This is a genomic window from Massilia sp. DD77, from assembly GCF_036961685.1.
Lineage (GTDB): Bacteria > Pseudomonadota > Gammaproteobacteria > Burkholderiales > Burkholderiaceae_D > Telluria.
In genome coordinates this window covers 40714-58388 of sequence record NZ_JBAMDH010000034.1, presented here as the reverse complement: position 1 = coordinate 58388, position 17675 = coordinate 40714, and the positions used below count along the sequence as shown (strand labels likewise).

Below are 17675 nucleotides of genomic sequence, written 5' to 3'. Positions count from 1 at the left end.
GATGCCGAATGTGATTCGATTAGGCGACGCGACGTCTCATGGCGGCAAGGTCGAAAGTGCGAGCGCCACGTATTTTACGGTCGACGGAATACCGGTCGCCTGCGTCGGTGACGCATGCAGTTGTCCCATCAAGGGACATGACAAATGCACGATTGCCGAAGGCGATCCGAGCCACCTCATCAACGGCGTTGCCGTTGCCTACCATGGTCATAAGACGACTTGTGGAGCAAGCCTGATTGCGTCGATCGGAAACTTCGGCGGGCAATAGGCAGGCCTTCTGATATCCCAGGCGTATGTGCTGAAGCATATCAAAGGTTGAAGTGGTCCCTCCGACTGGAATCGAACCAGTATCCCACGCTTAGGAGGCATGTGCACTATCCATTGTGCTACGGAGAGGACGCTAGCACCGCCATGAAGCCGAGGCGGGCGCTGTGGCAGGACAAGGCCTGCGGTCCGGCGGGCGGGCCCCGCGAGCGGGCCGGTACCGTGAACCGAGCGCAATTATAGCCGAGGACAGCCGGATTGTTGGAGTACTCCGGCTCCGAGTCGGTACAATGTGGGCCTCATTCAATCAATTCACGCTTTTCCAAACGCGTCGCCCATCCCGAAACGGGCGCGGCGCGGCGGACGGAACCCACTATGGCTGTCATCTCCCTTACTTCCGCCCAACTGGCCTTCGGCCACGTGGCGCTGCTCGACCATGCCGACTTTTCGCTGGAGGCGGGCGAGCGCGTCGGCCTGATCGGCCGCAACGGCACCGGCAAGTCCTCGCTGCTCAAGATTATCTCGGGCCGCTTCAAGCTCGACGACGGCCTGCTCGTCATGCAGCAGGGCCTGAATATCGCCTACGTCGAGCAGGAGCCCGTATTCGATCCCGAGCTCACCGTGTTCGACGCCGTCGCCGCCGGCATGGGCGAGCAGCAGGCGATGCTGACCGAGTACGAGGACATCACCGGCAAGTTCGGCCAGGGCGACGACGAGGCGCTGATGGACCGCATGCACGTGCTGCAGTCGAAACTCGACGCCGTCGACGGCTGGAACCTGGCGAACAAGGTCGATACCACCCTCGACCGCCTGAACCTCGCGCGCGACGCCCGGATGGGCAGCCTGTCGGGCGGGATGCAAAAGCGCGTGGCCCTGGCCGTGGCGCTGGTCTCCAGCCCGGACGTGCTGCTGCTCGACGAACCGACCAACCACCTCGACTTTACCTCCATTAAATGGCTGGAAGGCCTGCTGCGCGATTTCCGCGGCTCGGTGCTGTTCATCACCCACGACCGCAGCTTCCTCGACAACGTGGCCACCCGCATCGTCGAACTCGACCGCGGCCGCCTGTTGTCCTTCCCGGGCAATTTCTCGACCTACCAGGAACGCAAGCGCGAGCTGCTGGCCAACGAGGACGTCGAGAACGCCAAGTTCGACAAGTTCCTGGCCCAGGAAGAAGTGTGGATCCGCAAGGGCGTGCAGGCGCGCCGCACCCGCGACGAAGGCCGCGTGCGGCGCCTGGAAGCGCTGCGCCTGCAGCGCGCGGCGCGCCGCGACCAGCAAGGCCAGATCAGGCTGGACGTGGGCACCGGCGAACGCTCCGGCAAGATCGTGGCCGAACTCGAGAACGTCTCCAAGCGCTTCGGCGAGAAGCAGGTGATCCGCGATTTCAGCGCCACCATCCTGCGCGGCGACAAGGTCGGCCTGATCGGTCCGAACGGCGCCGGCAAGACCACGCTGCTGAAGATCATCCTGGGCGAGGAAACCGCCGACACCGGCAGCGTCAAGCTGGGCACGCGCCTGAACGTGGCCTACTTCGACCAGATGCGCGCCCAGCTCAACGAAGAGGCGAGCCTGGCCGACACCATCGCACCGGGCAGCGACTGGGTCGAAGTCAATGGCCAGCGCAAGCACGTGATGACCTACCTGAGCGACTTCCTGTTCGCGCCGGAACGCGCGCGCTCGCCGGTCAAGTCGCTCTCGGGCGGCGAACGCAACCGCCTGCTGCTGGCGCGCCTGTTCGCCAAGCCGGCCAATTGCCTGGTGCTGGACGAACCGACCAACGACCTCGATATCGACACCCTCGAGCTGCTCGAGGAGTTGCTCGAGGACTACAGCGGCACCGTGTTTCTCGTCAGCCACGACCGTACCTTCCTGGACAATGTCGTGACCCAGGTGATCGTGGCCGAAGGCGAGGGCCTGTGGCGCGAATACGTCGGCGGCTATACCGACTGGGAACGCGTCCGCGCGGCCGGTCCGGTCGTACAGCCTGCCAAGGCGCCGGAGGCGCCAAAGGCCGACTCGACAAAAACAGATGGTATGTCATCTACCGCACAGAGCTCTTCCGGCAAGAAGGTAAAGTTGAGTTACAAGGAACAGCGCGAACTGGAGGAACTTCCTCAGCTGATCGCGACTCTTGAAGATGAGCAGTCGGCGATTACGGCACAGCTGAATTCGCCGGACTTCTACAAGCAGAATCCCGGCGACGCGAAACGCATCAACGCGCGCTACGCCGAGATCGACGAACTGCTGCTCGACGCCTTGGAACGCTGGGAGCGCATCGAAGCTCGCGCCAGGGGAGAGCAGCAATAACGAACCAGGCAAGCAGGCCAGGCGCCTGCCATTGAATACATGACCGAGAACAACGAACCTCACATCGTTTCACAGCCGCCCGCGGCGCTCTCGGTCGATGCTCCTTTCTTCAGCCGCGCCGCCTGGGCGCGGATCCTGCCTTTCGGCACCTATATCTTCTTCATCATCCTTGGCGACATGCTCGAGCGCGCCGGCTTCGCCCGTGCCGAACTGCGCTGGCTGTACCCGGTCCAGATCGCTGCCGTCGCGATCCTGCTCGCCGTGTTCTGGAAACAGTACGCGGAGCTGCGCCGGCCCTTCGTCCCCTTGAAGCAGGCGGCCATTGCGGTCGCCGTCGGCGTGCTGGTGCTGGCGCTCTGGATTCATCTCGACGCGCCCTGGATGGTGGTCGGTTCCAGCCCCGGCTACGACCCGCGCACGGCGGGCGAGATCGACTGGCTGCTGGTCACGATCCGCATCGCCGGCGCGGCCCTGGTCGTGCCCGTCATGGAAGAACTGTTCTGGCGCGCCTTCCTGATGCGCTGGGTCGAAGCCGCCGACTTCGAGCGCGTCGATCCCGCACGCATCGGTCTCAAGGCTTTCCTGGTCCCCGTCGTGCTGTTCGGCTTCGAACACAACCTCTGGCTGGCCGGCATCGTCGCCGGCGTCGCCTACAGCCTGCTCTACATGCGGCACCGCAACCTGTGGTCGCCCGTGCTGGCCCATGCCGTCACCAATGGTTTGCTGGGGATCTGGGTGGTGGCCACCGGCAGCTGGGCGTTCTGGTAATCCGACTGGCGTCACTTTCGAGAAGACAAATAATATGCTGAGTATCCGCTACCGTCCCCTGGCCGCCCTGATCGGCGCCTTGTTCACCCTGCCCGCGGCGACCGCGCTGGCGGCCCCGCCGGAAGAGGGCATGCGCCTCTACGGCGGCATCGGCTGGGCCTACGACGACAACCTGCTGCGCATCCCGGACAATGCGCGGCCTTTCCAGGGCAAGCGTGGCGATTCCTACCGCACCGCCGAGGCCGGTGTCGTCTACAACAAGCGCATCAGCCGCCAGCGCATCGCCGCCGTGGCCAAGGTATCGAAGGTCAAGTTCGACCACTTCGACCAGCTCGACTACGACGGGCGCGACCTGAGCGCCACCTGGAACTGGGAACTCGGCAACAAGCTGGAGGGCAGGGCGGAGGCCAGCTACGCCCAGGTGCTGGCGCCCTATACCGACTTCTTCAGCAACGAGCGCAACCTGCGCCAGCAGCGCCGCCAGTTCTTCGACGCCGGCTACAAGATGCACCCGAGCTGGAAGCTGCGCGCCGGCATGGCGCGCGACAAGTTCACCTACGAACTGCAGGCCCAGCGCTTCAACAACCGTACCGAAAAGGCGGCCGAGGTCGAACTGATCTACCAGCCCAAGAGCGGCAGCTCGGTCGGCCTGGTGGCCCGCCGCGTGGAAGGCGACTACCCCTTCCGCCGTCCCAACCGCATCAACCCGCTGCTGACCGACGACTTCACCCAGGACGAGCTGAAGGCGCGCGTGAACTGGCTCGCCACCGGCTCGACCACCCTGCAGGCCCTGGTCGGCTACGTGCGGCGCGAGCAGCCGTCCTTCGGTGAAGGCAAGACCAGCGGCGTCAACGGACGGGTCACGGCCCTGTACCAGCCACGCGGCAAGATCACCTACAGCGCCTCGGTGTGGCGCGAGTTCGCCCCGATCGAAAGCACCATCGTCAGCTACACCCTGAACAAGGGCGCGATGGTGGGCGCCACCTGGGCGGCCACCGGCAAGATCAAGGTCGACGCCAGCGCCATCTACGAAAAGCGCGACTACAACGCGCGCCGCGAATTCCTCGGTTCGAACGACCTGAGCGACGCGATCCGCTCGGCCAATGTGCGCGCCACCTGGCAGGTCAAGCGCAAGATCCAGGTCCAGGCCGGCTACTCGCACCAGGCGCGCAGCGGCTCGGCGTTGCTCGGCACCAGCCGCTTCGACGCCAACGTGGTGCAGGTCAGCGCCAACGTGCTGTTCTAACGGGAAACTGCTGTTCTGAATGGACACCAAGAGAAAAGACGTGAAACATGACGGTCAACGATATTCCGATTATCTCGTTCTTCCAGCGCGTGCTCGATCCCCTGATCGTCATGGGGACCCTGTATCTTGCCACGCTGGTCTACGGCGAGCCGTTCTCGGGATATTCGCTGGTGCTGATGATCCTCGCGTTCTTCATCTCGTCCTCGGTCTACCAGCACATCGACCCCTACCGCACCTGGCGCAGCGGACGCATGCTGGCCTATGCGCGCGACACCGTGTTCGGCTGGTGCGTGACGATCGCGGTGCTGTACTTCCTCGGTTCCGCGAGCGGCCTCAAGTATTACTATGACGAGCGCGTGCTGCTGGCCTGGTTCATCGCCACGCCGGTCACGATCCTGGTCAGCCACATCGCGGTGCGCCGCGCCACGGGCAGCCGCGACCGCGCCGACGAAGTGCGCTCGATCGTGGTGGTGGGCGCCAACGATGTCGGCATCAAGTTCGCCGGCGTGTGCGACCGCCACCCGAACCTGTTCATGCAGGTGCGCGGCTTCTTCGACGACCGCGCCGACGAGCGCCACCCCAGCACCCTGGTCCATCCGATGCTGGGCAAGATGGCCGACGTGGCCGCCTACGTGCGCCAGCACAACATCAAGATGATCTTCATCAGCCAGCCGATCTCGGCCCAGCCGCGCATCCGCAAGCTGATCGACGAACTGAAGGACACCACGGCTTCGGTCTATTTCCTGCCGGACGTGTATGTGTTCGACCTGATGCAGGCGCGCTTTGATACCGTCGGCGGCATGCCGGTGATCGCGATCAGCGAAACGCCCTTCATGGGCTTCAACAGCGTGCTCAAGCGCGGTAGCGACATCGTGGTGTCCCTGCTGGCCCTGGTCCTGCTGGCGCCCCTGATGCTGGTGATCGCGCTTGCCGTCAAGCTCAGTTCGCCGGGCCCCGTGATCTTCAAGCAGCGCCGCTACGGGTTGTACGGCGAAGAGATCTATGTCTACAAGTTCCGCTCCATGACCGTGACCGACGACGGGCCGGTGGTGGTGCAGGCCAAGAAAGACGACCAGCGCGTGACCCGGGTCGGCGGCTTCCTGCGCCGTACCTCGCTCGACGAGCTGCCCCAGTTCATCAACGCCCTGCAGGGACGCATGAGCATCGTCGGCCCGCGCCCGCATGCCGTGGCCCATAACGAGCAGTACCGCAAGCTGATCAAGGGCTACATGCTGCGCCACAAGGTGCGGCCGGGCATCACCGGCTGGGCCCAGGTGAACGGCTTGCGCGGCGAGACGGCCACCCTCGACAAGATGGAGGCGCGCATCCAGTACGACCTGGACTACCTGCGCAACTGGTCGCTGTGGCTGGACCTGTGGATCATCCTGAAGACGGTGAAGGTGGTGTTTACCCGCGAGAACGCGCATTGATTGGGGCGCCAAGGCAGGGCGCGGCGATACTTCGGTCAATTGCTAAAAGTAATTAATTTGCGCTAAAGCACGCGCATTTTCGTGTGAACACACGCGAACGTACGGCAGGGAAACGTTTTACTTAAATCCTACTTAAATGTGGTGCGCACGATTGCCAGTTCCTTTGCATGACCATGCGTGCTGCGTAAAATCGTTGATGAGTTTGCAAGTTTCCGGCGGGCCGCCTGCCTCTCGGTAAAACAAGAACGAGGACACAAGAACATGAAGAAGGCACTGATCACCGGTGTGACGGGGCAGGATGGCTCCTATCTTGCCGAACTGCTGCTTGCGAAAGGTTACGAGGTCCACGGCATCAAGCGGCGCGCCTCGCTATTCAATACCGAGCGCATCGACCACATCTACCAGGACCCGCATGCGGACAACCCGCGCCTGATCCTGCACTACGGCGACCTGACCGACACCTCGAACCTGACGCGCATCATCGCCCAGGTCCAGCCGGACGAGGTGTACAACCTGGGCGCCATGAGCCATGTGGCGGTGTCCTTCGAGTCGCCCGAGTACACGGCCGACGTCGACGCGATCGGCACCCTGCGCCTGCTGGAAGCCATCCGCTTCCTGGGCCTGGAAAAGAAGACCCGCTTCTACCAGGCCTCCACGTCCGAACTCTACGGCCTGGTGCAGGAAACCCCGCAGCGCGAGACCACGCCTTTCTATCCGCGCAGCCCTTACGCGGTGGCCAAGCTCTACGCCTACTGGATCACCGTCAATTACCGCGAAGCCTATGGCATGTATGCCTGCAACGGCATCCTGTTCAACCACGAATCCCCGCGCCGCGGCGAGACCTTCGTCACCCGCAAGATCACGCGCGCCCTGGCCAACATCGCCCAGGGCCTGGAGCGCGAACTCTACCTGGGCAACCTGGACGCGCTGCGCGACTGGGGCCATGCGCGCGACTACGTCCACATGCAGTGGCTGATGCTGCAGCAGGACAAGCCTGAAGACTTCGTGATCGCGACCGGCCGCCAGTATTCGGTGCGCCACTTCGTCGAGGCCGCCGCCGACGAGCTCGGCATCGAGATTGCCTGGCAAGGGGAGGGCTTGCACGAGCGCGGCCTGGTGGCGCGCGTCCACGGCCACAAGGCGCCCGGCGTGGCGCCCGGCCAGCCGATCGTGGCGATCGATCCGCAATATTTCCGTCCCACCGAGGTGGAGACCCTGCTGGGCGACCCCAGCCGGGCGCGCGAGCGCCTGGGCTGGGAGCCGACGACCAGTTTCGAAGCGATGGTGCAGGAGATGGTGGCGCACGACCTGGAAACGGCGCGCCGCCACAAGCTGCTCGCATCGCATGGCTACAACGTTGCACTTTCACTGGAGTAAACGTGTCGAATTCTTCGCAGCCCCGTATCTATGTCGCCGGCCATCGCGGCCTGGTCGGCTCGGCCATCGTGCGCGTCCTGCGCGCCCAGGGCCACACCAACATCGTCACCCGCACCCATGCCGAACTGGAACTGACCGACCAGGCCCAGGTGCGCGAGTTCTTCCGTACCGGGGGTATCGACCAGGTCTACCTGGCGGCGGCCAAGGTAGGCGGCATCCATGCCAACAACACCTATCCGGCCGAGTTCATCTACGACAACATGATGGTGCAGGCCAACGTGGTGCACGAGGCCTGGCGCGCCGGCGTGCAAAAACTCCTGTTCCTCGGCTCTTCCTGCATCTATCCGCGCCTGGCGGCCCAGCCGATCCGCGAGGAATACCTGATGAACGGCATCCTCGAGCCGACCAACGAGCCCTATGCGATGGCCAAGATCGCCGGCATCAAGCTGTGCGAGAGCTACAACCGCCAGTACGGCACCGACTACCGCAGCGTGATGCCGACCAACCTGTATGGCCCAGGCGACAACTACCACCCGGAAAACAGCCATGTGATCCCGGCCCTGCTGCGCCGCTTCCACGAAGCCAAGACGGGCGGGGCGCCGGAAGTCGTGATCTGGGGCAGCGGCAAGCCGATGCGCGAATTCCTCTACGTCGACGACATGGCCGCCGCCAGCGTCTATGTGATGAACCTGCCGCACGAGGTGTACGCGGCGAACACCGATCCGATGCACTCGCACATCAATGTCGGCACCGGCCAGGACGTCACCATCGCCGAGCTGGCGCGCCTGGTGGGCGAGACCGTCGGCTACCACGGCCGCATCGTGTTCGACGCCGGCAAGCCGGACGGCACGCCGCGCAAGCTGCTCGACGTGTCCAAGCTCGAGGCGCTGGGCTGGCGCGCCAGCACGCCGCTGGCGGAAGGACTGCGCCGGGCCTACGACGCCTATCTGGCGCAACAGGAGGAGAACGCGCCGGAGCCGGCAATGGCCGCGGCCTGACTGTTTGGCAGAGTGTTAATTGACGTACAGAGGCCCAATCGTGCGCTCCCCAGAATGGATGAGTCCAGCGCGCTCAGGCTCGATGAGGGACCAACGAGCGGCAAAACGAGGTTCTTGAATTACGGATACGAATAAAAACAGGGCGGCGGCGCCGCCCATTACGTCGAGGAGTCATCTTGAAAACCTTCCACTTGGCAGCCATGCACACCATCCCATCCACTCCCAAGCGCGCGCTGTGTGCGGCGCTGATCCTGGCGACGGCCGCGCTGGCCGGCTGCGGCGACAAGGAAAAGGCGGCCAAACCGGGCCAGGCCCTGGCCAGCGTCAACGGCGAGGAAATCACGGTGCTGCAGCTGAACGAGGAAATGCAGCGCGCCGGCGTGCCCGCCGCCCAGCAGCAGGTCGCCAGCAAGCAGCTGCTGCAGGCCCTGATCGACCGCCAGCTGCTCGAGAGCGAGGCCGCCAAGGAAAAGCTCGACCGCGATCCCAAGGTGATGCAGGCGATCGAACGCGCGCGCTCGCTGATCATCGCCCAGGCCTACATGCAGAAGCGCCTCGGCGAGCCGGTCCGCCCGACGTCGGCCGAGGTCGAGGCCTACTTCAACAAGAATCCGCAGTTCTTCGCCAACCGCAAGCAGTTCGCCATGAACCAGCTGGTGGTGCCCGCCGCCGCCCTCACGCCCGAGCTGCGCAGCGCCGTGGACAGCGCCAAGTCGCTGGAAGAAGTGGCCGTGCTGCTGGATGCGCGCAAGGTCCAGTACGGCCGCGCCCAGGTCACGCGCAGCACCGCCGACCTGAATCCGCAGGTCGCCTCCAAGCTGCTGTCGATGCCGAAAGGCCAGATTTTCGTGGTCAAGGAAGGCGATCGCGCCCTGATGATCTCGATCGCCGACGTGCGCGACGCGCCGGTCACCCTGGCCATCGCCGCGCCCCAGATCACCAAGTACCTGACGAACCAGAAGAACAAGGAGCTGGCCCAGGCCGAGATCCAGCGCCTGCGTTCGACCGCCAAGATCGAGTACCTGAACAAGGACATGGCCCCGACCGGCAAGGAACCGGGCCTGCCCACCACCGCCCCCGGCGTGGGTGGTCCGGCGGCCGCGCCGGAACCGGCCTCGCTGGCCAATGACGCAGCGCCGGCAGCCGATGCTGCGGCAGCCGGTGCTGCGGCCGCGGGTGCGGCAAACACGACCGACGAAGCCGCGGTGAGCCGCGGCGTGGCCGGTCTCAAGTAAATCAATGATCCGGACGACACAAACTGAACAACAAGGAGCAATCATGAAACGACTCGTGAAGTGGATGATGGCCGCCGCACTCGTGCTGAGCTTTGGCATGGCGGGCGCCCAGGAAGTCAAGCTGGGCGCAGGCGACGTGGTCAAGATGTCGGTCTACGGCAGCCCCGACCTGTCGGTCGAGACCCGCGTCAGCGAAACCGGCAACATCACCTTCCCGCTGCTGGGCCAGGTGGCCGTGGGCGGCCTGTCGGTCGCCGAGGCCGAGAAGAAGATCGGCGGCCTGCTCGAGAAGGGCGGCTACCTCAAGAAGGCGCAGGTCAACATGCTGGTGACCGCCCTGGCCAGCCAGCAGGTCTCGGTGCTGGGCTATGTCAACCGCCCGGGCCGCTATCCCGTCGAGGGCCGGCGCAAGGTGCTCGACCTGCTGGCCATGGCCGGCGGCATGCACGGCGAGGGCGGCGACCAGATCAGCCTGGTGCGCACCCGCGACGGCAAGACCAGCCGCGAGACCATCGACGTGGTCGAGATGGTGCGCAAGGGCGAACTCGACAAGGACTACGAGGTGGCCGGCGGCGACATCATCTACGTCGAGCGCGCCCCGCGCGCCTACGTCACCGGCGAAGTCCAGCGTCCGGGTCCGTTCCGCCTCGAGCGCGGCATGACCGTCCAGCAGGCCGTCTCGGCCGGCGGCGGCCTGAGCCCGCGCGGGAGCAACAACGGCATGAAGATCACCCGCCGCGACGCCAGCGGCAACCCGGTGACCATCAATGTGAAGGCCAGCGATCCGGTCCAGGTGGACGATGTGATTACCGTGCGCGAGAGCTGGTTCTAAATGGACGCCGATAAACCTACTGCGCGTTGCCGTGGCGCGCTGCGATGCTCGATGTACTGCTCGTACATCTGCGCTTCTCGCACGCCACGGCTGCCGCTCGCTACGGTTTCTCGATGTCCATAAGTCCGGCTCGCCGGTTTGTCCCTCTCTGTCGTAAAGGTTTAAGCCATGAACGTACAACAATTCCTCCTGATTCTTCTTGCCAGGAAGAAGATAATTCTGTCGACCCTGTTGGTCACGGTGCTGCTCGCGCTGGGCTGGAGCCTGGTGCAGCAAAAGACCTATAAGGCGACCGCGTCCGTTCTGCTGAACTACAAGGGGGTGGACCCGCTGACCGGCCTGACCATGCCGGGCCAGCTGCTGCCGGGCTACATGGCCACGCAGATGGATATCATCAGCAGCAAGAACGTGGCGCTGCGCGTGGTCGATACCCTGCGCCTGGCCTCCAGCCCGGCGGTGCAGAAGCAGTGGCAGGACGCCAGCGAAGGCAAGGGCAGCGTGCGCGACTGGCTGGCCGACCTGCTGCTCAAGAAGCTCGAGATCATGCCCTCGCGCGAGTCGAGCGTGGTCGAGATCAGCTTCAAGGGCGCCGACCCGGCCTTCGCGGCAGCGGTCGCCAACGCCTTCGCCGAGGAATACCAGAAGATCAGCGTGCAGCTCAAGACCGAGCCGGCGAAGAAAGCCTCGTCCTACTTCAACGAGCAGACCAAGCAGCTGCGCGACAACCTCGAAGCGGCCCAGGCGCGCCTCTCGAAATACCAGCAGGAGAAGGGCATCGTCAGCCTCGACAACAACCGTGTCGACGTCGAGCTGTCGCGCCTGAACGATTTGTCGGCCCAGCTGGTCGTGGCCCAGACCGCCGCCATGGAAGCCAATTCGCGCGAACGCATGGCCGGCGGCGGCGTGAACTCGGCCGACGTCGCCAACAACGCCCTGATCCAGAACCTGCGCGTGCAGATGTCGGGCGCCGAAGCCAAGCTGGCCGAAGCCGGCTCGCGCTACGGCCGCAACCACCCGCAATACCAGGCCGCATCGGCCGAGGTCGGCAAGCTGCGCGCCGAACTCAATGCCGCCCTCGGCACCGTCTCGCGCAGCGTGGGCGCCAACGCCCAGGTGCTGCGCCAGCGCGAAGCCGAACTGCGTTCCGAGCTCGCCTCGCAGAAAGCGCGCGTGCTCGAACTGAACCGCGCCCGCGACGAGCTGGGCGTGCTGCTCAAGGACCTCGACAGCGCCCAGCGCGCCTTCGACTCGGCCAGCCAGCGCTTCTCGCAGACCCGCATCGAGGCCCAGTCCGAACAGTCGGACATCTCGATCCTGAACCCGGCGGTGGCCCCGACCGAGCCCGCCGGCCCGCGCATCCTGCTCAATACCCTGGCCTCGATCCTGCTGGGTACCATCCTCGGCGTCGGCCTGGCCCTGCTGCTGGAACTGCTGAACCGCCCGGTGCGCTCGACCGGCGACGTCAAGGACATGCTGGGCATCCCGGTGCTCGGCACCATCGAATGGCGCCCGGCGCGCCCACGCAGCACCGGCATCCGGTCGCTGATGACGCCGCGCCGCCTGCTGCGCCTGAACTAAGGAGTGGACACGACCATGAACCCATCTGTGCTATCCGCGCTGCCCACGGGCCACGCCGCCGACTCGAGCATGGGCGCGCTGCTGCTCGACTCGGGCAAGCTCACCCCTGAAAGCGCCGAACGCGTGCTGCGCATGCAGAAGGACCTCGGGATCCGCTTCGGCGAGGCCGCCGTGCGCCTCGGCCTGGTGAGCGAGGACGACATCCAGCAAGTGCTGGCGCGCCAGTTCTCCTATCCCTACCTGCAGAAAGGGCAGGCCAACCTGTCGCCCAAGCTGGTGGCCGCCTACGAACCCTTCTCGCCGCAGGTCGAGTCGCTGCGCGCGATCCGCAGCCAGCTGATGCTGCGCTGGTTCGCCCGCGGACGGCGGGCGCTGGCCATCGCCGGGGTCAACCCGGACGACGGCTCCAGCCTGTTCGCGGCCAACCTGGCGGTGGTGTTCTCGCAGCTGGGCGAGCAGACCCTGCTGGTGGACGCCAACCTGCGCAACCCGCGCCAGCAGGAGATGTTCGGGATCAAGCCGCGCCAGGGCCTGTCCGACCTGCTGGCCGGGCGCGCCGACCTCGACGTGATCTCGCGCGTGCCGGCCTTCGTCGACCTGTCGGTGATGCCGGCCGGGACCCAGCCGCCGAATCCGCAGGAACTGCTGGCGCGCGAAGGCTTCCGCAACCTGAACACCCAGCTCGAGTCGCGCTACGACGTGGTGCTGTACGACCTGCCGCCCTTCGCGGCCGGCGCCGATGCGCTGGCGGTGGCGGGGCGCGCCGGCGGCGTGCTGCTGGTGGCCTGCAAGCACCGCACCCGCATCGCCAACATCAGCCGCATGGCGGAGCAGATGACCGAGGCCGGCGCCGAAGTGATCGGCTCGGTGGTGGTGGAGTTCTGAGATGGCGACCCAGGTGCATGCGAACGCCCCGCTGGACCGGGGCAACCCGCCAGGGGCTCACGGGAGCAACCTGCAAGCCGACCTTCGCGGAGCGCTGCCGGAATGGTGGCCCGTGATCGCCGGCCTGGCGATCCTGTTCGGACCGACCTTCTATAGCCTGTTTACCGGCGCCTGGATCGGCGAGGAGCAGGGACACGGCCCCATCATCTTCTTCCTGGCCATGTGGCTGGTCTGGCGCAAGTGGCCCGAGGTGCTGGCAGCTAGCACGCCGCCCGTATCGAGCTGGCTCGGCTGGCCCTTGCTGGCCTTCGGCCTGGCCATCCACCTGCTGGGGCGTTCGCAGAATATCCTGATGTTCGAGGTCGGCTCGATCCTGGCGGTGCTGGCCGCGGTGCTGCTGCTCAAGCGGGGAGGGTGCGCCTTGCGCATCCTGTGGTTCCCCTTCTTCTTCATGCTGTTCATGGTGCCGCTGCCGAGCGAATTCGTGGCCGCCGTGACCATGCCCATGAAGATGGCCGTGTCCTGGGCCACCGAGCACATCCTGTTCGGCCTCGGTTACCCGATCTCGCGTTCTGGCGTGGTGCTGCAGATCGGCCAATACCAGCTGCTGGTGGCCGACGCCTGCGCCGGCCTGCAGACCCTGCTCACCCTGGAAGCCCTGGGCCTGTTCTACCTGAACCTGATGCGCCATCCCTCGGCCGTGCGCAACATCGGCCTGGCGATCCTGATCGTGCCGATTTCCTTCGCGGCCAACGTGATCCGCGTGATCACGCTGACCCTGATCACCTATTACTTCGGCGATGCCGCCGGCCAGGGCTTCCTGCACGGCTTCGCCGGCATGGTGTTGTTCGTCACGGCCCTGGTGCTGATCCTGGCGGTCGACTCCGGCCTGCAGTGGTGGATCAAGCGCAGGGAAGACGGCAACGGGGGCGGCCGCGGCGAGGGCCCCGGCGCGCCCACCGTCATGAAGGAGGCCACATGAACCGCCGTTTCGCCATCAGCCTGATCCTGGGCGCGGCCATGGCCGGCACCTCGGCCCTGACCGGGGCCCTGACGCCCAAGGCGCGCGCGCCCCAGGCCCACGAGCAGTTCAGCCTGGAGCAGATGATCCCGGCCCGCTTCGGCGACTGGGTGCTGGACCCGACCGTGGTCCCGCTGACCCCCGATCCGGAGCAGCAGAGCGTGCTCGAGAAGATCTACGACCAGACCCTGTCGCGCACCTACATCAACCCCCAGGGCCAGCGCGTGATGCTGTCGATCGCCTATGGCGGCGACCAGAGCGAGTCGCTGCAGCTGCACCTGCCCGAGGTCTGCTACGTGGCCCAGGGCTTCGAGATGCTCAAGGAAGGCGACGCCGTGCTGCCGACCCGCTTCGGCGAAGTGCCGGTCAAGCGCCTGGTGGCGCGCCTGCACGAGCGCAACGAGCCGATCACCTACTGGATCACGATCGGCGACCAGACCACCCGGGCCGGCATCCAGCAGAAGCTGCGCCGCCTGGCCTATGGCCTGTCGGGCAAGATCCCGGACGGCATGCTGGTGCGGGTCTCGACCATCGGCGCCAACGACGCCGCCGCCTATACCGTCCAGGACCGCTTCGTGGGCGACATGCTGGCGGTGCTCGCGCCCCGCGACCGCGCGCGCCTGCTGGGCGCCGGCGCGGGCCAGGCCCCGGCCCAGGCGCAGGCCCCCGCTCCGGCTCCGCCTCCGGCGCGCGGCTGACGACGAAGGAAGGACCGCCACCTTGAACGAGATCCTGCCCTATATTTATTACTCGCTGCCCTGGCTGTTCGTGGTCGGCCTGTCGGTCGCGATCGTGGCCGGCTTCGGGATCGGGATGGTGTGGCCGCGCTTCCTGGTCTACCCCTATCTGTGCGTGTTCTTCTGGGTTAATTCGACCAGTTATGGCAACCTCGCCGTGTTCGCCTCGCGCAGCATCTACAGCCGCGGCTCCGGCCTGCTGTATTTCGGCGTCATCCTCTGGTACGTGCTGGGCGCCTGGTGCTGCGCGCGCGTCTCCGCCACCTTCCAGCGCTATCCGACCCCGGCCTGCAACCTGCGGCCCTGGTTCCTGGGCTGGTTCGTGCTGCTGGCCGGCCACGTGGGCGTGGCGGTGGTGTCCGGCGTCAAGCTGTCCGAGGCCCTGGCGCCTTCCGGCTTTTCCAACATCGTCTGGATGGCGCCCCTGGTCTCGCTGATCCTGCTGTCCTTCCGCACCCGCGAGCAGGTGATCGAGCTGTCGCACTTCATCATGCTGGCGGGCCTGGGCCGCGCCCTGTTCGGGCTGGGGCGCTGGGCGGCTTTCGGCGGCGATCCGAACAACGTCTACGCCAACATGAACGCGATCAAGATCCGGCTGACCTTCTTCGACATCAACGACAGCCTGTTGTGCACGGTGGCCTTCGCCATCGCCGCGGTCCACCTGTTCCAGGTGCACAAGACCGACCGGCCCAAGTTCTGGCGCAACATCGAGTGGATGACCCTGGTGTGCACGGCCCTGTGCGTGGTGCTTTCCTACCGCCGTTCGGCCTGGATCGGCTTCATGCTGGCCTTCGTGGTCGTGATGTTCCGGTTCCCGGTCAAGCGCCGCCTGCACGTGACGATGGCCGCCTTGCCCCTGATGGGTGCGGCCCTGGCCTACGTGGCCGTGCGCCGCCTGACCCAGACCAAGGGGGCGGGGGAGGGGCTGTCCGGCCTGATCTACGACATGCAGTCCAACCGCTTCGGTCCGGAAAGCTACCGGGTGCTGGAGCTCAAGCTGGCCCTGGCCGACTTCCTGTCCCAGCCGCTTACCGGCATCGGTTCCTGGGGCCGCTACAACGGCTACCAGGTCATTCCCTGGCAAAACAATCCGGACGGCGGCCTGTTCCTGCACAGCGGCGTGTTGCACATCGCGCTCAAGAGCGGGCTGCTGGGCACCGTCCTGCTGGTCGGCACCATCGCGGCCTTCGTGCTGTTCGCGCGGCGCGCCTTGCGCAACCTGCCGCCGGAACTGCTCGGGGTGGGTACGGCCGGCGTGGCCGGGATCGCCTTCATGATTCCCGACTTCCTGATCGGCACCCCCTTCCCGCAGGTGCGCACCACCCAGATGCTGGCCTTCTGCCTGGCGCTGCCCTACCTGGCGATGGCGGTGGCCAAGCTCGCGCCCGCGCCGGTGCGCGCCGCGCCCAAGTCCTTCGTGCCGCGACCTCACCTGGTGCCTGCCTGATGAACCTGCGTCTCGCCAGTAACGCCTGGGCCAACCTGCTCGGGGCCGCGATTCCCGCGCTGGTCATGCTGGGCACCGTGCCGCTGGTGGTGCGCGGCCTGGGCGAGGCCAACTACGGGGTGTACTCGCTGGTCACCGCCATCGTCGGCTATTTCGCGGTGATCGACATCAATGTCACGGCCGGCTCGGTCAAGTACATCGCCGAGCACAATGCGCGCCGCGACGACAACAAGATCGCCGAGACCTTCAGCTTCGGCCTGGCGACCTACGCCTGCATCGGCCTGCTGGGCGCCTGCGGCCTGTTCCTGGGCGCGCGCTGGCTGGTCACCGGCGTGTTCTCGGTGCCGCCGAACCTGGTCGAGGAAGCGGTGGCCACCCTGGAGCTGGCCGCCCTCGGCTTCCTGCTGGGCCAGCTGCAGAACTACCTGAACAGCGTGCCGCAATCGCTGATGCGCTACGACATCTCGAGCCGGGTCGAGATGGCCTTCGGCACCCTGGTGCCGCTGGCCACGGTAGGCATCCTGATGCTCGGCTACGGCCTGTTCGAAGTGATCCTGCTGCGCGTCGTGGCCAGCAGCCTGCATTGCACGATCCTGTGGCGCGCCATCCACGGCCTGCTGCCCGGCCTGGCCTGGCGCTGGCCGGGCGCACGCATCCGCGCCGAGCTGCTGGGGTTTTCGGCCTATTCCTTCCTGGCCCGCTTCGCCTCGCTGTCCTACGCCTATGCCGACAAGCTGATCATCGGCGCCCTGGTCGGAGTCACGGGCCTGGCCTATTTCACGGTGGCGGCCACGCTCGCCAACCGCGTGCTGAGCCTGACCTTCCGCTTATCGAGCGTGTTCTTCCCCGCCGCCAGCGCCCTGGCCGCGCGCGGCGAGCTGGCGCGCCTGGACCAGGTCTATGTCAAGGCCACGCGCTACGTGGTCTACCTGAACGCGGCCATCCTGGTGCTGGTGGCGGTGTTCGCCCACCAGATCCTGGGCTACTGGATGAACGAGGACTTCGCCCGCCACGGCGCCGTGGTGCTGGCCGTGATGGCGCTCTCGCAATTCATCGATTCGCTCACCAGCCTGCCGTCCCTGGTCAACGATGGCATGGGCCATCCGCGCGTATCGGGCATGTTCGCGCTGGCGCGCGCCGGCGCCGGCCTGGCCATCGTCTGGGCCGGCGTGGCGGGGTGGGGCATAGCCGGCGCCGCCTGGGGCCACCTGGCCGGCTCGCTGCTGTTCACCACCGCCTTCGTGCTCTACGTGCATGGGCGCACAGTGCCGACGAGCCTGGGACGCCTGCTGGCCCAGGGCTATGCGCCGGGCCTGGCGGGCGTGGCCCTGGTGGCGATCGCCGCCACCGCCGCCGAACAATTGTTCGACAACGGTTTACTCGATTTCGTATTCATTCTCGCGGCCACGGTCATGCTGCTGGCAGCCCACGGCTTCCTGTTCGTGATCGAGCGCGACGACCGCCTGCTGGCCTGGTCGCGCGCCAAGGCCATCGTCAAGGCGCGCTGGCAGCCCGCGGGAAGTTGAGAGTCGTTGAAAGAGGGAGTG

The 17675-nt window shown here is 66.1% G+C and carries 15 protein-coding genes and 1 tRNA gene; 15 read left to right on the top strand and 1 reads right to left on the bottom strand.

What is annotated here, in order from left to right:
• Window position 1: 1 nt before the first annotated feature.
• Window positions 2-268, top strand: a complete 267-nt coding sequence (locus V7778_RS19595) for a PAAR domain-containing protein (RefSeq protein ID WP_335558336.1) — start codon at window positions 2-4, stop codon at window positions 266-268.
• Between the two features lie 53 nt (window positions 269-321).
• Here V7778_RS19595 and V7778_RS19590 read toward each other — a convergent pair.
• A tRNA-Arg gene (locus V7778_RS19590) sits at window positions 322-396 on the bottom strand.
• 243 nt (window positions 397-639) lie between these two features.
• On the opposite strand from V7778_RS19590, the gene V7778_RS19585 reads away from it, so the two are divergent.
• From V7778_RS19585 to V7778_RS19520, 14 genes are all read left to right on the top strand, one after another.
• Window positions 640-2574 carry an ATP-binding cassette domain-containing protein gene (locus V7778_RS19585; protein WP_335558335.1) on the top strand — a complete coding sequence of 645 codons (1935 nt, stop codon included), beginning with the start codon at window positions 640-642 and terminating at the stop codon, window positions 2572-2574.
• A gap of 39 nt (window positions 2575-2613) precedes the next feature.
• Window positions 2614-3342: a CAAX prenyl protease-related protein gene (locus tag V7778_RS19580; protein ID WP_335558332.1), complete on the top strand. Its 729-nt coding sequence runs from the start codon at window positions 2614-2616 to the stop codon at window positions 3340-3342.
• Window positions 3343-3376: 34 nt separating this feature from the next.
• Window positions 3377-4588 (top strand): XrtB/PEP-CTERM-associated polysaccharide biosynthesis outer membrane protein EpsL, encoded by a 1212-nt coding sequence (gene epsL / locus V7778_RS19575; protein ID WP_335558330.1) that lies wholly within the window; start codon window positions 3377-3379, stop codon window positions 4586-4588.
• A 47-nt stretch (window positions 4589-4635) separates the two neighbouring features.
• Window positions 4636-6018, top strand: a complete 1383-nt coding sequence (locus tag V7778_RS19570) for an undecaprenyl-phosphate glucose phosphotransferase (protein ID WP_335558328.1) — start codon at window positions 4636-4638, stop codon at window positions 6016-6018.
• Window positions 6019-6279: 261 nt separating this feature from the next.
• Complete coding sequence (gmd, locus tag V7778_RS19565) at window positions 6280-7395, top strand: GDP-mannose 4,6-dehydratase (RefSeq protein WP_335558326.1); 1116 nt, start codon at window positions 6280-6282, stop codon at window positions 7393-7395.
• A 2-nt stretch (window positions 7396-7397) separates the two neighbouring features.
• Window positions 7398-8393, top strand: a complete 996-nt coding sequence (fcl, locus tag V7778_RS19560; RefSeq protein ID WP_335558324.1) for a GDP-L-fucose synthase — start codon at window positions 7398-7400, stop codon at window positions 8391-8393.
• A gap of 176 nt (window positions 8394-8569) precedes the next feature.
• Window positions 8570-9628, top strand: a complete 1059-nt coding sequence (locus V7778_RS19555; protein ID WP_335558322.1) for an EpsD family peptidyl-prolyl cis-trans isomerase — start codon at window positions 8570-8572, stop codon at window positions 9626-9628.
• 43 nt (window positions 9629-9671) lie between these two features.
• Window positions 9672-10460, top strand: a complete 789-nt coding sequence (gene epsE, locus V7778_RS19550) for a polysaccharide export protein EpsE (RefSeq protein WP_335558319.1) — start codon at window positions 9672-9674, stop codon at window positions 10458-10460.
• A gap of 168 nt (window positions 10461-10628) precedes the next feature.
• Window positions 10629-12038, top strand: a complete 1410-nt coding sequence (epsF, locus tag V7778_RS19545) for a chain length determinant protein EpsF (RefSeq protein ID WP_335558318.1) — start codon at window positions 10629-10631, stop codon at window positions 12036-12038.
• Window positions 12039-12053: 15 nt separating this feature from the next.
• On the top strand, window positions 12054-12923 hold the full coding sequence (gene epsG, locus V7778_RS19540; protein WP_335558316.1) for a chain length determinant protein tyrosine kinase EpsG: 870 nt from the start codon (window positions 12054-12056) through the stop codon (window positions 12921-12923).
• 1 nt (window position 12924) lies between these two features.
• Complete coding sequence (gene xrtB / locus V7778_RS19535; protein ID WP_335558314.1) at window positions 12925-13905, top strand: exosortase B; 981 nt, start codon at window positions 12925-12927, stop codon at window positions 13903-13905.
• Window positions 13902-14642 (top strand): exosortase-associated protein EpsI, B-type, encoded by a 741-nt coding sequence (gene epsI, locus V7778_RS19530; RefSeq protein WP_335558312.1) that lies wholly within the window; start codon window positions 13902-13904, stop codon window positions 14640-14642. The genes xrtB and epsI overlap by 4 nt, the downstream gene beginning before the upstream one ends.
• A gap of 22 nt (window positions 14643-14664) precedes the next feature.
• On the top strand, window positions 14665-16128 hold the full coding sequence (locus V7778_RS19525) for an O-antigen ligase family protein (RefSeq protein WP_335558310.1): 1464 nt from the start codon (window positions 14665-14667) through the stop codon (window positions 16126-16128).
• Window positions 16128-17654, top strand: a complete 1527-nt coding sequence (locus V7778_RS19520) for a lipopolysaccharide biosynthesis protein (protein WP_335558308.1) — start codon at window positions 16128-16130, stop codon at window positions 17652-17654. Before V7778_RS19525 ends, V7778_RS19520 begins: the two co-directional genes overlap by 1 nt.
• Window positions 17655-17675 lie beyond the last annotated feature (21 nt).